The organism is Mycobacterium sp. NPDC050441, assembly GCF_040655355.1.
In the GTDB taxonomy this organism is placed as follows: Bacteria; Actinomycetota; Actinomycetes; order Mycobacteriales; family Mycobacteriaceae; genus Mycobacterium.
In genome coordinates, this window is record NZ_JBFAJS010000002.1 from 422763 (window position 1) to 440587 (window position 17825).

The 17825-nt window shown below is 67.4% G+C and carries 16 protein-coding genes; 12 read left to right on the forward strand and 4 right to left on the reverse strand.

Going from position 1 to position 17825, the window contains the following annotated elements; all coding sequences use genetic code 11:
* Positions 1-38 precede the first annotated feature (38 nt).
* From AB0I14_RS07145 to AB0I14_RS07160, 4 genes are read left to right on the forward strand one after another with little or no spacing between them, the layout of a single operon-like run.
* The gene (locus AB0I14_RS07145) at positions 39-3371 is read left to right on the forward strand and encodes a transglutaminase family protein (protein ID WP_358017984.1); all 3333 of its coding nucleotides are present in this window, start codon (positions 39-41) and stop codon (positions 3369-3371) included.
* Positions 3368-6058, forward strand: a complete 2691-nt coding sequence (locus AB0I14_RS07150; protein WP_358019010.1) for a circularly permuted type 2 ATP-grasp protein — start codon at positions 3368-3370, stop codon at positions 6056-6058. Before AB0I14_RS07145 ends, AB0I14_RS07150 begins: the two co-directional genes overlap by 4 nt.
* Positions 6025-6984, forward strand: a complete 960-nt coding sequence (locus tag AB0I14_RS07155; RefSeq protein ID WP_358017987.1) for a transglutaminase family protein — start codon at positions 6025-6027, stop codon at positions 6982-6984. Before AB0I14_RS07150 ends, AB0I14_RS07155 begins: the two co-directional genes overlap by 34 nt.
* A complete protein-coding gene (locus tag AB0I14_RS07160) occupies positions 6977-8002 on the forward strand; it encodes a putative zinc-binding metallopeptidase (protein ID WP_358017990.1) in 1026 nt (341 codons plus the stop codon). The genes AB0I14_RS07155 and AB0I14_RS07160 overlap by 8 nt, the downstream gene beginning before the upstream one ends.
* 10 nt (positions 8003-8012) lie before the next feature.
* Here AB0I14_RS07160 and AB0I14_RS07165 read toward each other — a convergent pair whose 3' ends face one another.
* Positions 8013-8624: a TetR family transcriptional regulator gene (locus AB0I14_RS07165; protein WP_358017993.1), complete on the reverse strand. Its 612-nt coding sequence runs from the start codon at positions 8622-8624 to the stop codon at positions 8013-8015.
* A gap of 96 nt (positions 8625-8720) precedes the next feature.
* Between AB0I14_RS07165 and AB0I14_RS07170 the strand changes: the two genes are divergently transcribed.
* Positions 8721-9374: an NAD(P)H-dependent oxidoreductase gene (locus AB0I14_RS07170; RefSeq protein ID WP_358017996.1), complete on the forward strand. Its 654-nt coding sequence runs from the start codon at positions 8721-8723 to the stop codon at positions 9372-9374.
* Positions 9371-9691 carry a multidrug efflux SMR transporter gene (locus AB0I14_RS07175; RefSeq protein WP_358017999.1) on the forward strand — a complete coding sequence of 107 codons (321 nt, stop codon included), beginning with the start codon at positions 9371-9373 and terminating at the stop codon, positions 9689-9691. Before AB0I14_RS07170 ends, AB0I14_RS07175 begins: the two co-directional genes overlap by 4 nt.
* On the opposite strand, the gene AB0I14_RS07180 is transcribed toward AB0I14_RS07175, so the two are convergent.
* The gene (locus AB0I14_RS07180) at positions 9675-10265 is read right to left on the reverse strand and encodes a hypothetical protein (RefSeq protein ID WP_358018002.1); all 591 of its coding nucleotides are present in this window, start codon (positions 10263-10265) and stop codon (positions 9675-9677) included. The genes AB0I14_RS07175 and AB0I14_RS07180 overlap by 17 nt on opposite strands.
* Positions 10266-10322: 57 nt before the next feature.
* Between AB0I14_RS07180 and AB0I14_RS07185 the strand changes: the two genes are divergently transcribed.
* The 4 genes from AB0I14_RS07185 to AB0I14_RS07200 all read left to right on the forward strand — a co-directional run bounded on the left by AB0I14_RS07185 (position 10323) and on the right by AB0I14_RS07200 (position 13455).
* Positions 10323-11156: a DUF3097 domain-containing protein gene (locus AB0I14_RS07185; protein ID WP_358018005.1), complete on the forward strand. Its 834-nt coding sequence runs from the start codon at positions 10323-10325 to the stop codon at positions 11154-11156.
* Between the two features lie 30 nt (positions 11157-11186).
* Complete coding sequence (locus AB0I14_RS07190; protein ID WP_358018008.1) at positions 11187-12524, forward strand: replication-associated recombination protein A; 1338 nt, start codon at positions 11187-11189, stop codon at positions 12522-12524.
* A gap of 89 nt (positions 12525-12613) precedes the next feature.
* Positions 12614-12985, forward strand: coding sequence for a metalloregulator ArsR/SmtB family transcription factor (locus AB0I14_RS07195; RefSeq protein ID WP_358018011.1), 372 nt, complete (start codon positions 12614-12616; stop codon positions 12983-12985).
* Positions 12982-13455, forward strand: coding sequence for an SRPBCC family protein (locus AB0I14_RS07200; protein WP_358018014.1), 474 nt, complete (start codon positions 12982-12984; stop codon positions 13453-13455). Before AB0I14_RS07195 ends, AB0I14_RS07200 begins: the two co-directional genes overlap by 4 nt.
* 41 nt (positions 13456-13496) lie before the next feature.
* Here AB0I14_RS07200 and AB0I14_RS07205 read toward each other — a convergent pair whose 3' ends face one another.
* Positions 13497-13805: a GlsB/YeaQ/YmgE family stress response membrane protein gene (locus tag AB0I14_RS07205; protein ID WP_358018017.1), complete on the reverse strand. Its 309-nt coding sequence runs from the start codon at positions 13803-13805 to the stop codon at positions 13497-13499.
* 82 nt (positions 13806-13887) lie between these two features.
* Positions 13888-14508, reverse strand: coding sequence for an antibiotic biosynthesis monooxygenase (locus AB0I14_RS07210; RefSeq protein WP_358018020.1), 621 nt, complete (start codon positions 14506-14508; stop codon positions 13888-13890).
* A gap of 127 nt (positions 14509-14635) precedes the next feature.
* Between AB0I14_RS07210 and AB0I14_RS07215 the strand changes: the two genes are divergently transcribed.
* Both AB0I14_RS07215 and alaS read left to right on the forward strand, forming a co-directional pair.
* Entirely contained in the window at positions 14636-15025 is a 390-nt protein-coding gene (locus AB0I14_RS07215) for a secondary thiamine-phosphate synthase enzyme YjbQ (RefSeq protein ID WP_358019013.1), read from the forward strand.
* A 108-nt stretch (positions 15026-15133) separates the two neighbouring features.
* Positions 15134-17824: an alanine--tRNA ligase gene (gene alaS / locus AB0I14_RS07220; protein WP_358019016.1), complete on the forward strand. Its 2691-nt coding sequence runs from the start codon at positions 15134-15136 to the stop codon at positions 17822-17824.
* The last annotated feature ends 1 nt before the right edge of the window (position 17825 follow it).

A 17825-nucleotide genomic window follows, 5' to 3' on the forward strand; every position in this document is an offset into this window, starting at 1 on the left:
GCAGTGCGGGGATGTTCACCTTGTGGTGGGATTTGCAGATGGGTATCAAAGTGGCGCTGGAGCATCGCACCAGCTACACCTTCGACCGGTTGGTGGAGCTGCATCCGCACGTCATCCGGCTGCGTCCGGCGCCACACTCGCGCACCCCGATCGAGGCCTTCTCGCTGACCGTGGAGCCGGCGGACCATTTCATCAACTGGCAGCAGGACGCCTTCGGTAACTTTCTGGCCCGCTTGGTGTTTCCGGACCGGGCTCGCACGCTGACGATCACCGTGGGGCTCATCGCCGACCTCAAGGTGATCAATCCGTTCGACTTCTTCATCGAGGACTACGCGGAGACCTGGCCGTCTGGTCCTCACCCAAGCGGCTCATCCACCGGCTTCGAGTACCCCAAGGCGCTGCTCGAGGATCTCAAGCCGTATCTGCGCCCGGTCGACGAGGAGTATGACGGTTCCGGACCCGGCGACCTCGTGATGTCGTGGGTGAGCAATTTCACCGTGCCGCCCGGCACCCGCACGATCGACTTTCTGGTGGCGCTCAACCGTGCCGTCAGTGCCGATGTCGGCTACTCCGTCCGGATGGAGCCCGGGGTGCAGACCCCCGATGTCACTCTGCGTACCGGAATCGGCTCGTGCCGCGACTCGGCGTGGCTGTTGGTGTCGATCCTGCGCCAGCTGGGTGTGGCGGCCCGGTTCGTCTCGGGCTATCTGGTGCAGCTGACCTCGGACATGCAGGCCCTCGACGGACCGTCCGGCCCCGCTGCGGACTTCACCGACCTGCACGCCTGGGCAGAGGCGTACATCCCGGGTGCCGGATGGATCGGCCTGGATCCGACGTCGGGGCTGTTCGCCGGTGAGGGCCACATCCCGCTCTCGGCAACCCCGCACCCGGAATCGGCGGCCCCGATCACCGGGTCCACCGGCCCGTGCGAATCCACGCTGGAGTTCTCCAATGTGGTCACCCGGGTTCACGAGGACCCGCGGGTGACGCTGCCATACACCGACGCGGCCTGGGCGGCGATCACCAAGCTCGGTGCCGAAGTGGATCAGCGCCTGACCGACGGCGACGTACGGCTCACCGTCGGCGGGGAGCCGACGTTCGTCTCGATCGACAACCAGGTCGATCCGGAATGGACCACCGACGCGGACGGCAAGCACAAGCGCGAACGTGCCTCGGTGCTCGCGGCGCGGCTCAAACAGGTGTGGGCCCCGGCCGGGCTGGTCCAGCGCAGCCAGGGCAAGTGGTATCCGGGAGAACCCTTGCCGCGCTGGCAAATCGGCCTGTTCTGGCGTACCGATGGCCGGCCGCTGTGGAACGACGCGGCGCTGCTGGCCGATCCCTGGGGCGCAGAGGTGCCCGCGCTCGCCGACGATGCCGGCCAGCGCGTGCTCGCCGAAGTAGCCGCCGACTTCGGGCTGCCCGCCGGCCAGGTGCGCCCGGCTTATGAGGATGCGCTGAGCCGGTTGGCGGGCGCTGTGCGTCAGCCGGCCGGCGACCCGGTGGCCACTGACGATGATCTGGCCGACGACACTCCGAAGGCCCGGGCCGAGCTGCTGGAGCGGCTCGAATCCTCGGCCCGTGAGCCTGCCGCCTACGTCCTGCCCCTGCACCGCCGCGACGACGGCGCCGGCTGGGCCAGCGCCGATTGGCGGTTGCGGCGCGGGCGGATCGTACTCACCGAGGGCGATTCACCGGCGGGGCTGCGGCTGCCGCTCGATTCGATCAGTTGGCACCCGCCCCGACCGGCGCATGACGCCGACCCGCTGTCGCGGCCCACCGACTTGCGGGACGTTTCCGGCGAGGCCACGGTCGAGCCGGCCGAGCACGCGCCCACCACGGCGGTGGTCGCCGAGATCCGTTCCGGGTTTCTCTACATCTACCTGCCGCCGACCGAGGAGCTCGACGATTTCGTCGACCTGGTGGGCCGCATCGAGTCCGCGGTCGCCAAGCTGGACACGCCGGTGGTGATCGAGGGGTACGGGCCTCCGCCGGACCCCCGCATCACGTCGATGTCGATCACCCCGGATCCGGGTGTCATCGAGGTCAACGTCGCACCGACGGCGAGCTTCGCCGAGCAGCAGGCCCAACTGGAGACCCTCTATGAAGAGGCCCGGCTGGCCCGGCTCTCGACCGAGTCATTCGATGTGGACGGCACGCACGGCGGCACCGGCGGCGGCAATCACATCACCCTCGGCGGCATCACCCCGGCCGATTCGCCGCTGTTGCGACGACCCGATCTGTTGGTGTCGTTGCTCACCTACTGGCAACGCCATCCGGCATTGTCCTACCTGTTCGCCGGCCGGTTCATCGGCAGCACCTCGCAGGCACCGCGGGTGGACGAGGGCCGGTCGGATGCGCTGTACGAATTGGAGATCGCCTTCGCCGAGATCGCGAGGCTGACCCAAGCCGGTGCCGCTCCGTGGATCTCCGATCGCGCTCTTCGCCACCTCCTCACCGACATCACCGGCAACACCCACCGCGCCGAATTCTGCATCGACAAGCTCTACAGTCCTGACAGCGCGCGCGGAAGATTGGGCTTGCTGGAGTTGCGCGGCTTCGAGATGCCGCCACACTTTCAGATGGCGATGGTGCAGTCACTGTTGGTGCGTGCGCTGGTGGCCAGATTCTGGGACGAGCCGTTGCGGGCACCGCTCATCCGTCACGGCGCCAACCTGCATGGCCGATACCTGCTGCCGCACTTTCTGATTCAGGACATCGCCGAGGTCGCCGCCGACCTTCGGGCGCACGCCATCGGCTTCGACACCAGCTGGCTCGATCCGTTCACCGAGTTCCGGTTCCCCCGGATCGGGACCGCGGTCTGCGACGGGGTGGAGATCGAGCTGCGCGGCGCGATCGAACCGTGGAATGTGTTGGGGGAGGAGTCCGCCGGGGGCGGCACCGCCCGCTACGTGGATTCCTCGGTGGAGCGCGTCCAGGTGCGGCTGGTCGGGGCCGACCGGCACCGCTACATCGTGACCGCCAACGATTACCCGATCCCGTTGCTGGCCACCGACAATCCCGACATCCAGGTGGGCGGGGTGCGGTTCCGGGCCTGGCAGCCACCCAGCGCCCTGCACCCGACGATCACCGTGGACGGACCGTTGCGGTTCGAACTCGTCGACACCGCGACGGGTACCTCCCGGGGTGGCTGCACCTACCACGTTGCCCATCCGGGAGGGCGTTCCTACGAGACCCCACCGGTCAACGCGGTCGAGGCTGAATCGCGGCGTGGCCGACGGTTCGAGGCGATGGGATTCACTCCCGGCACGATCGACCTGTCGGATCTGAGGGAGAAGCAGGCACGCCAATCCACGGATCTCGGTGCGCCCGGAATCCTGGATCTCCGCCGGGTGCGTACCGTTCTTCACTGATGGTTCTTGCGAATGGCTCACCGGAGTCCGCCCAAGCCACCGGTGTTGCCGCGAACACCGGTGTGGACGTTGACGGCGTGCTGGCCGCCTACCGCAGTTCCCGGGTCCAGCAGGCGCTGTTCGACGTTCGCGACGATGGTGTGGGTGCCGGATACGACGAACTGGTGGACGTCTCGGGCGATGTCCGGCCGGCCTGGCGGGAGCTGGCCGAGTGCGTCGGTGAACGTGGCCGTGACGGCCTGGACCGGTTGCGTGCCGTCGTACGCGGTCTCGTCGACAACGACGGCATCACCTACATCCAGGTGGACCGGCACGGGGAGGTGGTGACCGACGGCGACGGCACCGCGGTCTCGGGCCCGTGGAATCTCGACGCACTGCCGTTGGTGATCTCGGCGCCGGACTGGGATTCCCTGGAATCGGGTCTGGTGCAGCGTTCCCGACTGCTCGATGCGGTGCTCACCGATGTGTACGGGGCGCGTCGCTCGATCACCAGTGGGGTGTTGCCGGCTCAGCTGCTGTTCGCCCATCCCGGATACCTGCGGGCGGCCCACGGCGTGGTGGTGCCCGGGCGTCACCAGCTGTTCTTGCACGGCTGCGACATCAGCCGCGGCGACGATGGCAGTTTCGTGGTCAACGCGGACTGGACACAGGCACCTTCGGGCGCGGGCTACGCCCTGGCCGACCGGCGGGTGATCGCTCACGCGGCTCCCGACCTCTACGAGAGGATCGGCCCGCGGCCGGCCTCGCCGTGGGCCCAGGCGCTGCGCCTGGCGCTTCTCGACGCGGCTCCCGAGGCTGCCGAAGAGCCGGTGGTGGTGGTGCTCAGTCCCGGTATCCATTCCGAGACCGCCTTCGACCAGGCCTACCTGGCCGGTGTGCTCGGTTTCCCGTTGGTGGAGAGCGCCGATCTGGTGGTCCGGGACGGCACGCTGTGGATGCGGTCGCTGGGCACGCTCAAACGCGTGGACGTGGTGCTGCGCAGGGTCGACGCCGACTATGTGGACCCGTTGGATCTGCGCCCGGATTCCCGGCTCGGTGTGGTGGGCCTGGTCGAGGTGCTGCGCCGTGGTGCGGTGACGGTGGTCAACACGCTGGGCAGCGGGATTCTGGAAAGCCCCGGCCTGGCACGGTTCCTGCCGCAGTTGGCCGAGCTGCTGCTGGACGAGACGCCGCAGCTGTCGACTGCCCCGATGTACTGGGGCGGCATCGACATCGAGCGTTCCCATCTGCTCACCAAGCTGTCTTCACTGTTGATCCGGCCGGTCGGCGGCGGTGAGACGATCGTCGGGCCGATGTTGTCGGCGGCGGCCCGCGAGGACCTGGCTGCGCGCATCGAGGCCCAACCGGGGCAGTGGGTGGGACAGGAATTACCTCAGTTCTCCACCGCACCAACCAATTACCGGGCCAAGGGATTGGCGGCCGGCATTGTGGGGATGCGGCTTTTCACCGTGGCCCAGCGCGGCGGGTACGCCCCGATGATCGGTGGTCTCGGCTACGTGGTCGCCCCTGGAAACGCTGCGTACCGAATGAACACCCTTGCCGCCAAGGATGTTTGGGTGCGGACCCCGCAGCGGGTCACGGCCGAGCGCACCCCGACGGTCTCCGTCGAGCTGGTGTCCCCTGGGGCGATACCGAGCCCGACCCGGGCGGTCAGCTCGCCGCGTGTGCTCTCGGAGCTGTTCTGGATGGGCCGGTACGCCGAACGGGCCGAGGGCATGGCCCGCCTGCTCACCGTCACCAGGGAGCGGTATCACGAATACCGCTACCGCCAGGACCTTGAGGACAGCCAGTGCGTTCCGGTTCTGCTGGCCGCGGTCGGGTCGCTCACCGGTACCGATACCGGCGGCACCGACGATGACCACGAGATGATCGCGATCGCCCCGACCACGCTGTGGTCGGCTACCGCTGACCGGCACCGGTCGGGCTCGCTCGCCCAATCGGTCGAACGCCTGGGATTGGCGGCGCGGGCGGTACGCGACCAGATGTCCAACGACACCTGGATGGTACTGGCCGGGGTGGAACGAGCGGTGCTGCGGCCGTCGGCCGCTCCGCCCCAGTCACCCACTGCCGCAGAGCTTTATCTCGCCACCGCGCACAGCCAGACCCTGGCCGGGATGTTGGCGTTGTCCGGGGTGGCCGCGGAGTCGATGGTGCAGGACATCGGCTGGACGATGATGGATCTCGGCAAGCGCATCGAGCGTGGGCTGGCGTTGACCGCGTTGTTGCGCGCGACCCTGACGACGGTGCGCGGCGCCGAAGCCGAACGCGCGGTGACGGAGTCGGCCCTGGTGGTGTGCGAATCCTCGGTGATCTACCGGCGGCGCAACCCTGGGCAGATCAGCATCGCGGCGATCGCCGAACTGGTGTTGTTCGACGCGGAGAACCCCAGATCATTGATCTACCAGCTGGAGCGCATCCGGTCAGGTCTCAAGGCCCTGCCCGGGTCGTCGGGCTCGTCGCGCTCGGAACGTCTGGTCGACGAACTGGCCACCCGGTTGCGTCGGCTCGACCCGGCCGATCTCGAGGAGATCACCACCGACGGGACGCGGGCCGAATTGGCCGCTCTGCTCGACGGCATGCATGCCGGCCTCCGAGATCTCTCGGGTGTCATCACGGCGGCGCACCTGTCGCTGCCCGGCGGGATGCAGCCGTTGTGGGGCCCCGACGAACGGCGGGTGGTGCCGTGACCGGGCCCACGAGTGCGGCGGGCACCCGCTGCTACGAGATCACCCATCGCACCGTCTACCGCTATTCCGACGATGTCACCAGCTCCTACGGCCGCGGTTTTCTCACCCCTCGCGATCTGACGTGGCAGCGTTGTCTGTCCCACGAGCTGGTGATCGAGCCGGATGCGGCCGACCGTTCCACCAGCCGCGACGCCTACGGCAACATCAGCTCGTATTTTCACGTCACCGAACGTCACCGCACGCTGAGTATCACCAGCAATTCCGTGGTGGAGGTGGATCCGCCTGCGCCCGAACACTATTCCGGTGCGTCGGCCAAGGCTCCGTGGGAGCTGGCCCGGCCGGTCGGCGGCGACGGTGCCCTGGCCGCCGAATTCACCCTTGACCTGTCGCCGCCGGAGATCACCGACGCGGTACGCGAGTACGCCGCGCCCAGCTTTCTCCCCGGACGGCCGCTGATCGAGGTGTTGCGCGAGCTGACGTCGCGGATCTACTCGGATTTCACCTACCGGTCCGGCTCGACAACGGTGTCCACCCAGGTGGACGAGGTGCTGGCGGTGCGTGAGGGGGTCTGCCAGGACTTCGCCCGGTTGGCCATCGCCTGCCTGCGGGCCAACGGCCTTGCCGCCAGTTATGTCTCGGGTTATCTGGCCACCGACCCGCCGCCGGGCAAGGAACGCATGATCGGGGTGGACGCTACGCACGCCTGGACATCGGTGTGGACGCCGCAGAACATCTGGCTGGGCATGGACCCCACCAATGACCAGATGGTCGACGAGCGCTACATCGTGGCCGGGTACGGCCGCGATTACGCTGACGTGCCTCCGTTGCGCGGCATCATCTACACCGATTCGGACAGTAGTGTTATCGAGGTGTCCGTGGATGTGGCGCCGTGCCCACCTGGTAGAGGCGGGTTGCTGCATGCGTGATTTCAACTGCCCCAACTGCGGTCAGCGTCTGGCGTTCGAGAACTCCCTGTGCCTGTCGTGCGGCAGCGCGCTGGGCTTCTCGATCGATGACATGGCGCTGCTGGTCATCGCCCAGACCGATGAGAGTGATCATGCCGGCGCGGTCGACGAAGACCAGTATCAACTCTGCGCGAATCTTCATCTGGCCGAATGCAATTGGCTGGTACGAATCGGTCAGGGTAACGAGCTGTGCGCATCGTGCGCACTAACCCGCACCCGGCCGGCCGAAACCGACACCGCGGCGATGGCGTCGTTTGCCGAGGCCGAGCAGGCCAAGCGCCGGCTGATCGCCGAACTACACGAACTGAAGCTGCCCATCGTCGGTCGCGGCGAGGACCCGCAGTTCGGGCTGGCTTTCGACCTGCTCTCCAGCGAGTTCGACAAGGTGTTCACCGGCCATCAAAACGGTGTCATCACACTCGATCTCGCTGAAGGCGATGACGTGCACCGCGAGCAGTTGCGGATCGCGATGGACGAGCCCTACCGCACCCTGTTGGGCCACTTCCGTCACGAGATCGGGCATTACTACTTCTACCGCCTGGTGGCGCCGTCGGCGGATTACAGTGCGCGATTCGCCGAGCTGTTCGGGGATGCCGACGCCGACTACCAGGCCGCGTTGGACCGGCACTACAACGACGGCCCTCCGCCGGGCTGGGACGACGATTTCGTTTCGACGTATGCCACCATGCACGCCGCCGAGGACTGGGCCGAGACCTTCGCGCACTATCTGCACATCCGCGACACGCTGGACACCGCCGCGGCCTTCGGGTTCGCCCCGGCCGGGGCGACCTTCGAACGCCGGGTGCTCGGGCCCAGCGGGTTCGACACCATCATCGAGATGTGGCTTCCGCTGGCGTGGGCGCTGAACATGGTGAATCGATCGATGGGCCACGCCGACCTGTACCCGTTCGTGTTGCCGCCGGCCGTGCTGAACAAGATGCGGTTCGTGCACACGGTCATCGACGAGGTCACCAACTAGACCTCGGTGCCTATAGGGGAGCGAGCATCGCGTGGGCAAGCCGGGAGAGTGCCCCGCTGATCTGCTCGACGCTCAGCCCGCGCGCGCGTTGGTGGACGACGTTCTCCGCCGCCAAGGGAGCCAGCAACACGTCGACCAGTGAATCCGGCTCAGCCACCCCGGCTTCCATCAGCAAAGCCCGGACATGCGCGGCCCAGAAGCCGTAGGCACCAGTGGTGAACCTGGCGCCCCCGGTCTCGGCACCGAGCGCCAGATCGGCGTGGGTTCCCAGCAGTTCGACCATGGCGGAGTAAAACGCTGCGAGGCGGTCGGCTGGAGCGGCGCCCGGTCCCAATGGGGGGTCGCCCGAGATCAGCTGCTGTTGCAGGGCGCGCTCGTGTTCGTCGAGCAGGGCCAGGGCTATGGCCGCGGTGCTGGGGTAGCGCCGGTAGAGCGTTCCGCGTCCGACCCCGGCCGCGGTGGCGATGTGGTCCATGGTCACGGTCCGTGGATCGCGGGCGGCAAAGACCGTGGCTGCCGCAGCAAGGATTTTCGCGCGGTTGCGCGCCGCATCGGCCCGCTCCGTGCCAACCCGTTCCGCGCCGGACTCGTCGGTCGCGAGTAGATCTGCGCCGATATCCACCCCTGCACTGTAACCGACGGAGGGAATAACTGGACGAGATGTCCGGTTATCGGTCATGCTTAACCGGACACATCGTCCACTTAACCGGAGGTTGCCATGACCACGCTTCTGCACATCGACGCGAGCGCCCGCACTCGCTCCATCAGTCGTCAGATCGGCGCGGAGTTCGCGCAGACCTGGCGCGCCGCGCAACCCGACGGGCGATACCTCTACCGCGACGTCGCGGGTGATCCCGTGCCGTTCATCGGTGAGGGCTGGACGCAGCTCTGCGACGCGGTGCTCTCCGCGGGTGGCGCCGATCTGGACCGACTCGCTGAGTCGGTGTACACACCCGAGCAGGCCGCCGCATGGGCGGTGGTGCAACCGCTGCTGGACGAGCTCCGCTCGGCCGACATCGTGCTGATCGCCGCCCCGATGTACAACTACTCGATACCGGCCTCACTCAAAGCCTGGCTCGATCAGGTGACTTTTCCTCGGATGTCCTTGGCTCCCAGGCGCTTCGTCGTGGCAACTGCCCGCGGTGGCGCGTACTCACCCGGCTCGCCCAAAGCCGCGTTCGACTACCAGGAGCGGTTCTTGCGGGACTTCTTCGCGGGCCACTATGCCGTCACCGACACCGTGTTCATCAACGCCGAGATGGCCAATGCGCGGGTCGACCCCGCGCTGGCCCAGTTCCGGGACGCACACGACAAGTCGCTGGCCGCCGCATTGACCGAGGCGCGTGCCCTCGCCGTTGAGTACGCGAAATGAGTTGGCTTCTACTGGGTTTGGCAGGACTGGTCGAGGTTGCCTGGTCGCAGAGCATCAAGCCGACCGACGGGTTCACCCGTCCGCTGCCCACCGTGGTCTGCGTGGTGATCGGGGCGGTGTCGGTGTATCTGTTGTCGCTGGCCATGCGCGGCCTGCCGGTCGGCACCGCGTACGCGGTATTCACCGGTATCGGTGCGGTCGGTGCCATCGCACTGGGTGTGCTGATTCACCGTGATCCGTTGAGCGCGGGCCGCGCGCTCGCACTGTCGATGATCGTCGGTGGGATCGTGCTCGCCCGGCTCACGAATCCGGACTGAACCCGGTGGCCGCCAGATAGGCGCGCCCGCGTGGCGCGAGCCGGTAGCCGACGTCGAGGCTGATGGTCAGGCCCAGCCCCTTGAGCTGGCGCACACGGCGCTTGAACCGGGGCACCTCTTGGCCTACGCGCGCCGCCAGATCGGGTGCGCGGACGGTCTCATTGGCCGCGATCATCTCAAGGTACTGACGCGTCCATGGTTCGGTGGCCGCGTCCCAGCGCGCCAACCGGGCAGAGATCGCCCCGACGTCGGCATCGGTGAGCTCGTCGTCGGCGGCGAGGCCGGGTCGTTCGTCCGGTCCGAGGTACGACACGCCGATGAGGTACGTGTGTCCGGCGGGCCTGCGGTCGAGCTGAGCCTGCGCGGCCGCCGCATCTGGATAACCGGCCGCGCGGGCCTGCGCGGCGGTAACCCGGTAATCGCCGGGGCGTTCGGTGACCGACTCGATGCGAATCGTGCCGGCCTGCGTCCGTTGGGTTCCGCCGGGTTTGGCCCGCGGCCGGTGCCAGCGTCGCAGCACCAGCGAGATGGTCCCGTCGGCAATGCCATCGGCAGTCGGCCGATCTAACAGCACGATCACGATCGTATGTCGCAACCTCGCTATTGCTGCGGACGTTTCTAGGATCGCGGCGTGACTGATCGCTACGGTTCCGACATCCTGTCCCGAAACCCGCACACGCCCAAGCTGACTCGATCGACAGAACAGCCCGCGGAGAAGGGCCTGGTCGTCGAGGATGCCCAGAGTGGTTACGTGGGTGCGGTGGTGCGGATCGAGGGCGGTCGGGTCGAGCTCGAAGACCGCCGCGGCAAAGTGCGGACGTTCCCGATGGGCCCGGGCTTCCTGATCGACGGCAAGCCCGTGAGCCTCGTGGTGCCCAAGCGGGCCACCGCACCGGCACGGACGGCGTCGGGATCGGTCGCGGTGCCGAAGGCCAAGGCGCGGGTTGCGCTGGCCAGCCGGATCTACGTCGAGGGTCGGCATGACGCCGAGCTCGTCGAGCAGGTCTGGGGCGCCGATCTTCGCATCGAAGGTGTTGTCGTCGAATATCTGGGCGGCGTCGATGATCTGGCCGACATCGTGGCGGAATTCGCGCCCGGGCCGGGCCGTCGGCTCGGCGTCCTGGTCGATCACCTGGTCACGGGTTCGAAGGAGGCGCGCATCGCCGAGGCGGTGCGGCGCGGCCCCGGCGGTGAGCACGCGCTGGTGGTCGGGCACCCGTTCGTCGACATCTGGCAGTCTGTGAAACCGGCCCGGCTCGGGATGGAGTCCTGGCCGACCATCCCGCGCAATGTGGAGTGGAAGCACGGCATCTGCGACGCGCTGGGCTGGCCGCACCGGGACCAGGCCGACATCGCCCGGGCCTGGCAGCGGATCCGCGGCCAGGTGCGCGACTGGAACGACCTGGAGCCCGCGCTGATCGGCCGGGTCGAGGAACTGATCGACTTCGTCACCACACCGGCGTAGGCCGTCGTGTCGGCATGGTAAGCAGAAGGCGTGTCCGACGGTTTGTTCGACGTGCCGGGTGACCCGGGGCCGGGTGACCCCGGCTCCCTGGCTGCGCCCGGGACGGCGCCGCTGGCGGTGCGAATGCGTCCGGCCGGCCTCGACGAGGTCGTCGGTCAGACGCATCTGCTGCAGGCCGGTTCGCCGTTGCGCCGCCTGGTGGAGGGGTCGGGAGCGGCATCGGTCATCCTCTACGGGCCGCCCGGCACCGGCAAGACCACCCTGGCCTCGCTCATCTCACAGGCCACCGGCCGCCGGTTCGAGGCGCTCTCGGCGCTGAGCGCGGGCGTCAAGGAGGTCCGCGCGGTTATCGATGTGGCGCGACGGGCTGCGGTACACGGCGAACAGACGGTGCTGTTCATCGACGAGGTGCACCGCTTCTCCAAGACCCAGCAGGACGCGCTGCTCGCGGCGGTGGAGAACCGGGTCGTGCTCTTGGTCGCGGCCACCACGGAGAACCCGTCGTTCTCGGTGGTCGCGCCGCTGCTGTCGCGTTCATTGATCCTGCAGCTGCAGCCTCTGACCCCGCAGGACGTCGAGATCGTGCTGCGCCGCGCGATCACCGACCGGCGAGGTCTGGGTGGTGCGGTCGAGGTCACCGACGAGGCCGTCGACCTCCTGGTACAGCTCTCCGCCGGCGATGCACGGCGGGCGCTGACCGCGTTGGAGGTGGCAGCCGAGCCGGGTGAACAGGTCACCGTCGAGACCATCGAGCAGTCGTTGGACAAGGCCGCGGTGCGTTACGACCGTGACGGCGATCAGCATTACGACGTCGTCAGCGCCTTCATCAAATCGGTTCGCGGATCCGACGTCGATGCGGCGTTGCACTACCTGGCCCGGATGCTGGTGGCGGGGGAGGACCCGCGCTTCGTGGCACGCCGGCTGATGATCCTGGCCAGCGAGGACATCGGGATGGCCGATCCGACCGCGCTGCAGACCGCGGTGGCCGCCGCGCAGACCGTGCAGCTGATCGGGATGCCCGAGGCGCAGTTGACGTTGGCGCATGCGACCGTGCACCTGGCCACCGCGCCGAAGTCCAATGCCGTGACCACGGCGCTCGGTGCCGCGATGAACGACATCCGGGCCGGCAAGGCCGGGTTGGTGCCTCCGCATCTGCGGGACGGCCACTATTCGGGCGCGCAGAAACTCGGCAACGCCGTCGGCTACAAATATGCCCATGATCATCCCGATGGTGTTGTGCCGCAGCAGTATCCACCAGACGATCTGGTGGGGACGGACTATTACCAGCCGACCGGGCGCGGGTTCGAACGCGAACTCGCCACCCGGGTGGACAAGCTGCGGGCCATCATCCGTCGCATCCGTCGCTGAGTTCCACCCGTCCGAACCCTTGACAAGGCTCTGCGGATCGCTCTACCTTGGTATTCAATCAATTGGTTGATCAACGGAAAGATTGACTATTGGAGCATGATGGGGATGCCGATGAGAACCTGGATCGGGCCTTTCTGGCCCTCGCCGATCCGGTCCGGCGAGCGATGGTGGCACGTCTGTCCCGTGGCCCGGCCACCGTCAACGAACTGGCGGAACCCTTCGCCATCACGAAACAGGCTGTCTCCAAACATATTCAAGTACTCGAACAGGCGGGTCTGGTCACCAGGACCCGAGACGCACAGCGTCGGCCGGTCCATCTCGACGCGGCCGCGCTGGAGGGGCTGACCGCATGGATCGACCGATATCGGCTCGACGCCGAACGCAATTACCGCAGGCTCGATGACCTGCTGGCCCGAATGACACCGAAATCAACCGACAAGCCCGAGGAGAAACCGGAATGATGAACGCGCTCAATCTCACTGCCCCCGTCGACACACTCGCGATGGAGTTCACCCGCCCCTTCGACGCACCGGTCGATGCGTTGTTCCGCGCCCACGCCGAGCCCGAATTGGTCACTCGGTGGCTGGGGCCGCACGGACTGGAGATGCGGATCGAGCACTGGGATTTCCGTACCGGCGGCGGCTATCGCTATCAGCACTCGGACGCGTCCGGCAGCTACGTGTTCAACGGCGTCTATCACGTGGTGCGCCCGAACGAGCTCATCATCCAGACCTTCGAATTCGAAGGCGCTCCAGACATGGTGAACATCGAGTACCTGTGGTTCGACGACCTGGGCGACGGTCGCAGTCAGCTACGCGGGCGCTCCATCTGTCCCAACACCGAGGCTCGTGACGCCCTGCTGTCCTCGGGTATGGAGGGCGGGATGACCGAGGGGTACGAACGCCTCGACGCGCTGCTGACCGCTCGCTGAACGAAACGGCCCGTAGCGCGTCGAGGTAATCGGGGCAGGGCCTAACGGAACAGGCCGGAATGCCGACCGCCCAGCAAGCCGGTCCGCCTGCGGCTCATCATCGCCGATACGAGGGCAACCCCGATGGCGGCGACGATGACCTGGACGAGGAGTTCGAGCCAGTCGATGCCGTTGGTCATCGTCGGGATACCGACCGCACGGGCGATAGCGCTGCCGATGAAAGCGGACACGATGCCGACCAGGATCGTCACCAGAATCCCGATGGGTTGTCTGCCGGGGACGATCAGCCTCCCGAGCAGGCCGACGACGATGCCGATCAGTATCGCGCTGATGATGCCGGTGATGGTCATTTCTCCTCCAGGGCTTGTGTACTTGGGGGAGAAGTACCCAGGCCGAGGCCCCGACAAACGGATGCGTCAATTCCGCTATCGGTCAGGCCATCTCGGGTACGCGCAGGTGGGCCAGCACGAGTTCGAACTCTCCGACATCGATCTGATCGGCGCTCAGATCGCGTAGCCGGGACGTGCGCAACGCCCTGGCCTGATCGCGGTTGTGGTCCATCGCATCGGCACTGTCGAAGGTGGCCGAGGACACCGCCCGGCCCGACGCGCGGTCGAGCATGAGGCTGGCGCTGCAGAAACCCTCGAGGTCTTCCATCGCCGGCAACACCGAGGTCCGGTAGAACTCCACGGCCCGGTCGAACAGTTCGGGGCGGGTTCGCAGCCATGTCGCCCGCACACAGGCGCCGGGTGCGGAGTACTGCTCGCGGTGAACCACCGCGATCTCCCATTCGTCGACGGTGGCGGTGCCGGCGAATGTCTCCACCACTCGATGGCGCATCGGCGCTATCGCGGCGGCGCTGGCATGCATGGCCTCTTCGGACCGCCATGCCGTCGTGAGGACGCACTCGCCTGATTCCCGATTCACCATCAAGGACAGGCCGACGCAGCCGTCGACGTCGTCGAGGGCGGGCATCACCTCATCGCGGATGTGGGCGATGCCGGCGTCGATGGCCTGGTTGCGCGCCGCGATCGTGGTTGAACGTGCGAACACGATCCACCCCTTCCTGCCCGGGCGGCGCCCCGGTGGCGCCACCGGTTCCATTCCCACCTTCCTCCGGTACGCCGCAGGTGGCAATGGGCCGTCGGGTGCCTCGTAGGCTGGGTGGATGGACACCGACGTGATCGACGTGGACACCTCGCGGCGCCGCATCGTCGATCTCACCGACGCGGTGCGGCAGTTCTGCGGTGCACACCGTGACGGCCTGTGCAACGTGTTCGTCCCGCACGCGACCGCCGGTGTGGCCATCATCGAGACCGGTGCCGGCTCCGACGACGATCTGCTCGATACCCTGGAACGGTTGTTGCCGCGCGATGACCGCTACCGGCACAGCCACGGCTCGTTCGGCCACGGCGCGGATCACGTGCTACCTGCGCTGGTGTCGCCGTCGGTGACCCTGCCGGTCCAGGCAGGCCGCCCGCTGCTGGGGACCTGGCAGAGCGTGGTGCTGGTCGATCTGAACCGCGACAACCCGCAGCGTTCGGTGCGGCTGAGCTTTCTGGGGGCGTGAGGCTCGTCGCCTTTTCGGGGTGAACGCGCAGAACGGTAATGTAAAGCGGTCGAACTGATGGTTGCCTGCGCAACCCCAGCCACCCACGAACACGAGGACACGAGCAACGTGCAGACACACGAGATCAGGAAGCGCTTCCTCGATCATTTCGTGAAGGCGGGCCACACCGAGGTGCCCAGTGCCTCGGTGATCCTCGACGACCCCAACCTGTTGTTCGTCAACGCCGGCATGGTGCAGTTCGTGCCCTACTTCCTCGGCGCCCGCACCCCACCATGGGACCGCGCCACCAGCGTGCAGAAGTGCATCCGCACCCCTGACATCGACGAGGTGGGCATCACCACCCGGCACAACACCTTCTTCCAGATGGCCGGCAACTTCTCGTTCGGCGACTACTTCAAGAAGGGCGCGATCGAGCTGGCCTGGACCCTGCTGACCAACCCGGTCAGCGAGGGCGGCTACGGCTTCGACCCGGAAAGGCTGTGGGCAACGGTCTATCTGGACGACGACGAGGCAATCCAACTGTGGCAGGAAGTCGCCGGGCTCCCGCTCGAGCGCATCCAGCGCCGTGGCATGGCCGACAACTACTGGTCGATGGGCATCCCCGGGCCGTGTGGACCGTGCTCGGAGATCTACTACGACCGCGGCCCCGAATACGGGATCGAGGGCGGGCCCGAGGCCAACGAGGACCGCTACATCGAGATCTGGAATCTCGTGTTCATGCAGAACGAGCGCGGCGAAGGCACCTCGAAGGACGACTTCGAGATCCTGGGTCCGCTGCCGCGCAAGAACATCGACACCGGCATGGGCGTCGAGCGCATCGCCTGTCTGTTGCAGGACGTGGACAACGTCTACGAGACCGACCTGGTGCGTCCGGTGATCGATCTGGTCGCCGGGATCGCCCCTCGCGGATACGGCGCGGGCAGCCACGAGGACGATGTCCGCTACCGCATCATCGGCGATCACAGTCGCACCGCGGCGATCATCATCGGCGACGGTGTCAGCCCCGGAAATGAGGGCCGCGGCTACGTGCTGCGGCGGTTGCTGCGCCGCATCATCCGTGCCGCCAAGCTGCTCGGTGTCGACGAGCCGATCATGAGCCGGCTGATGACCACCGTGCGCGACGAGATGGGCCCGTCCTACCCGGAACTGGTCACCGACTTCGAGCGGATCCACCGCATCGCGGTGGCCGAGGAGACGGCGTTCAACCGCACCCTGGTCGCGGGCTCGAAGCTGTTCGACGACGCCGCCGCGGCGACCAAGAAATCGGGCACGACGGTGCTCTCCGGCAACGACGCATTCACCTTGCACGACACCTACGGTTTCCCGATCGACCTCACCCTGGAGATGGCGGCCGAGGCCGGCCTGTCCGTCGACGAGCAGGGCTTCCGGTCGTTGATGACCGAGCAGCGTCAGCGTGCCAAGGCAGACGCCGCCGCGCGCAAGCAGGCCCACACCGACCTGTCCGCGTACCGCGAGCTGGTCGACGCCGGGCCCACCGAGTTCACCGGCTTCGACGAATTGTCAGCTGAGGCAAAGATTCTCGGCATCTTCGTAGACGGCAAGCGGGTACCGGTGGTGACCCATGAGGACGTCGACGCCGAGCGCGTCGAACTCATCCTTGACCGCACCCCGTTCTACGCCGAGGCCGGCGGCCAGATCGCCGACGAAGGCACGATTTCCGGCACGGGCTCGTCGGGCGCAGCGAAGGCCGCCGTCACCGATGTGCAGAAGATCGCCAAAACCCTGTGGGCCCACCGGATCAACGTGGAGTCCGGAGAGTTCGTCGAGGGCGACACCGTCACCGCCGCAGTCGATCCGAAGTGGCGGCATGGCGCCACGCAGGGGCACTCCGGCACCCATATGGTGCACGCCGCGTTGCGACAGGTGCTGGGCCCCAGCGCCGTTCAGGCGGGTTCGCTGAACCGTCCCGGCTACCTCCGGTTCGACTTCAACTGGCAAGGGGCTTTGACGGAATCCCAGAGCGCCGAAATCCAAGAGGTCGCCAACGAAGCGGTGGCAGCCGACTACCAGGTGAACACCTTCGTCACCGCACTGGACAAGGCCAAGGCGATGGGGGCGATGGCCATGTTCGGCGAGAACTATCCCGACCAGGTGCGGGTGGTCGAGATCGGCGGCCCGTTCTCACTGGAGCTGTGCGGCGGTACACACGTGCACAATTCGGCCCAGATCGGCCCGGTCACCATCCTCGGCGAATCCTCGGTCGGTTCCGGTGTGCGCCGGGTCGAGGCCTACGTCGGGCTGGAGTCCTTCCGCCATCTCGCCAAGGAACGCGCCCTGATGGCAGGCCTGGCCTCGTCGCTCAAGGTGCCCTCCGAAGAAGTGCCCGCCCGGGTGGCGAACCTGGTGGAACGACTCAAGGCGGCCGAGAAGGAACTCGACAAGGCCCGGTTGGCCAACGCCCGCGCCGCGGCAGCCAACGCGGCCGCAGGTGCGGAGACGATCGGCAAGGTCCGAGTGGTCGCACAACGCATGGCCGGCGGCATGTCCGCCGGTGATCTGCGCAGCCTCGTCGGCGACATCAAGGGCAAGCTCGGTTCCGACCCGGGGGTGGTCGCGCTGATCGCCGAGGGCGAGGACGACTCGGTGCCGTTCGTGGTGGCGGTGAACCCGGCCGCACAGGATCTGGGCCTGCGCGCCAACGAACTCGTCAAGCAGTTCGGCGCGGCGGTCAACGGCCGCGGCGGCGGTAAGGCGGACATGGCACAAGGTTCCGGTAAGGGGGCAGCGGGTATCGACGCGGCGTTGGCCGCGCTGCGCGCCGAGATCGGCCGGGGCTAGC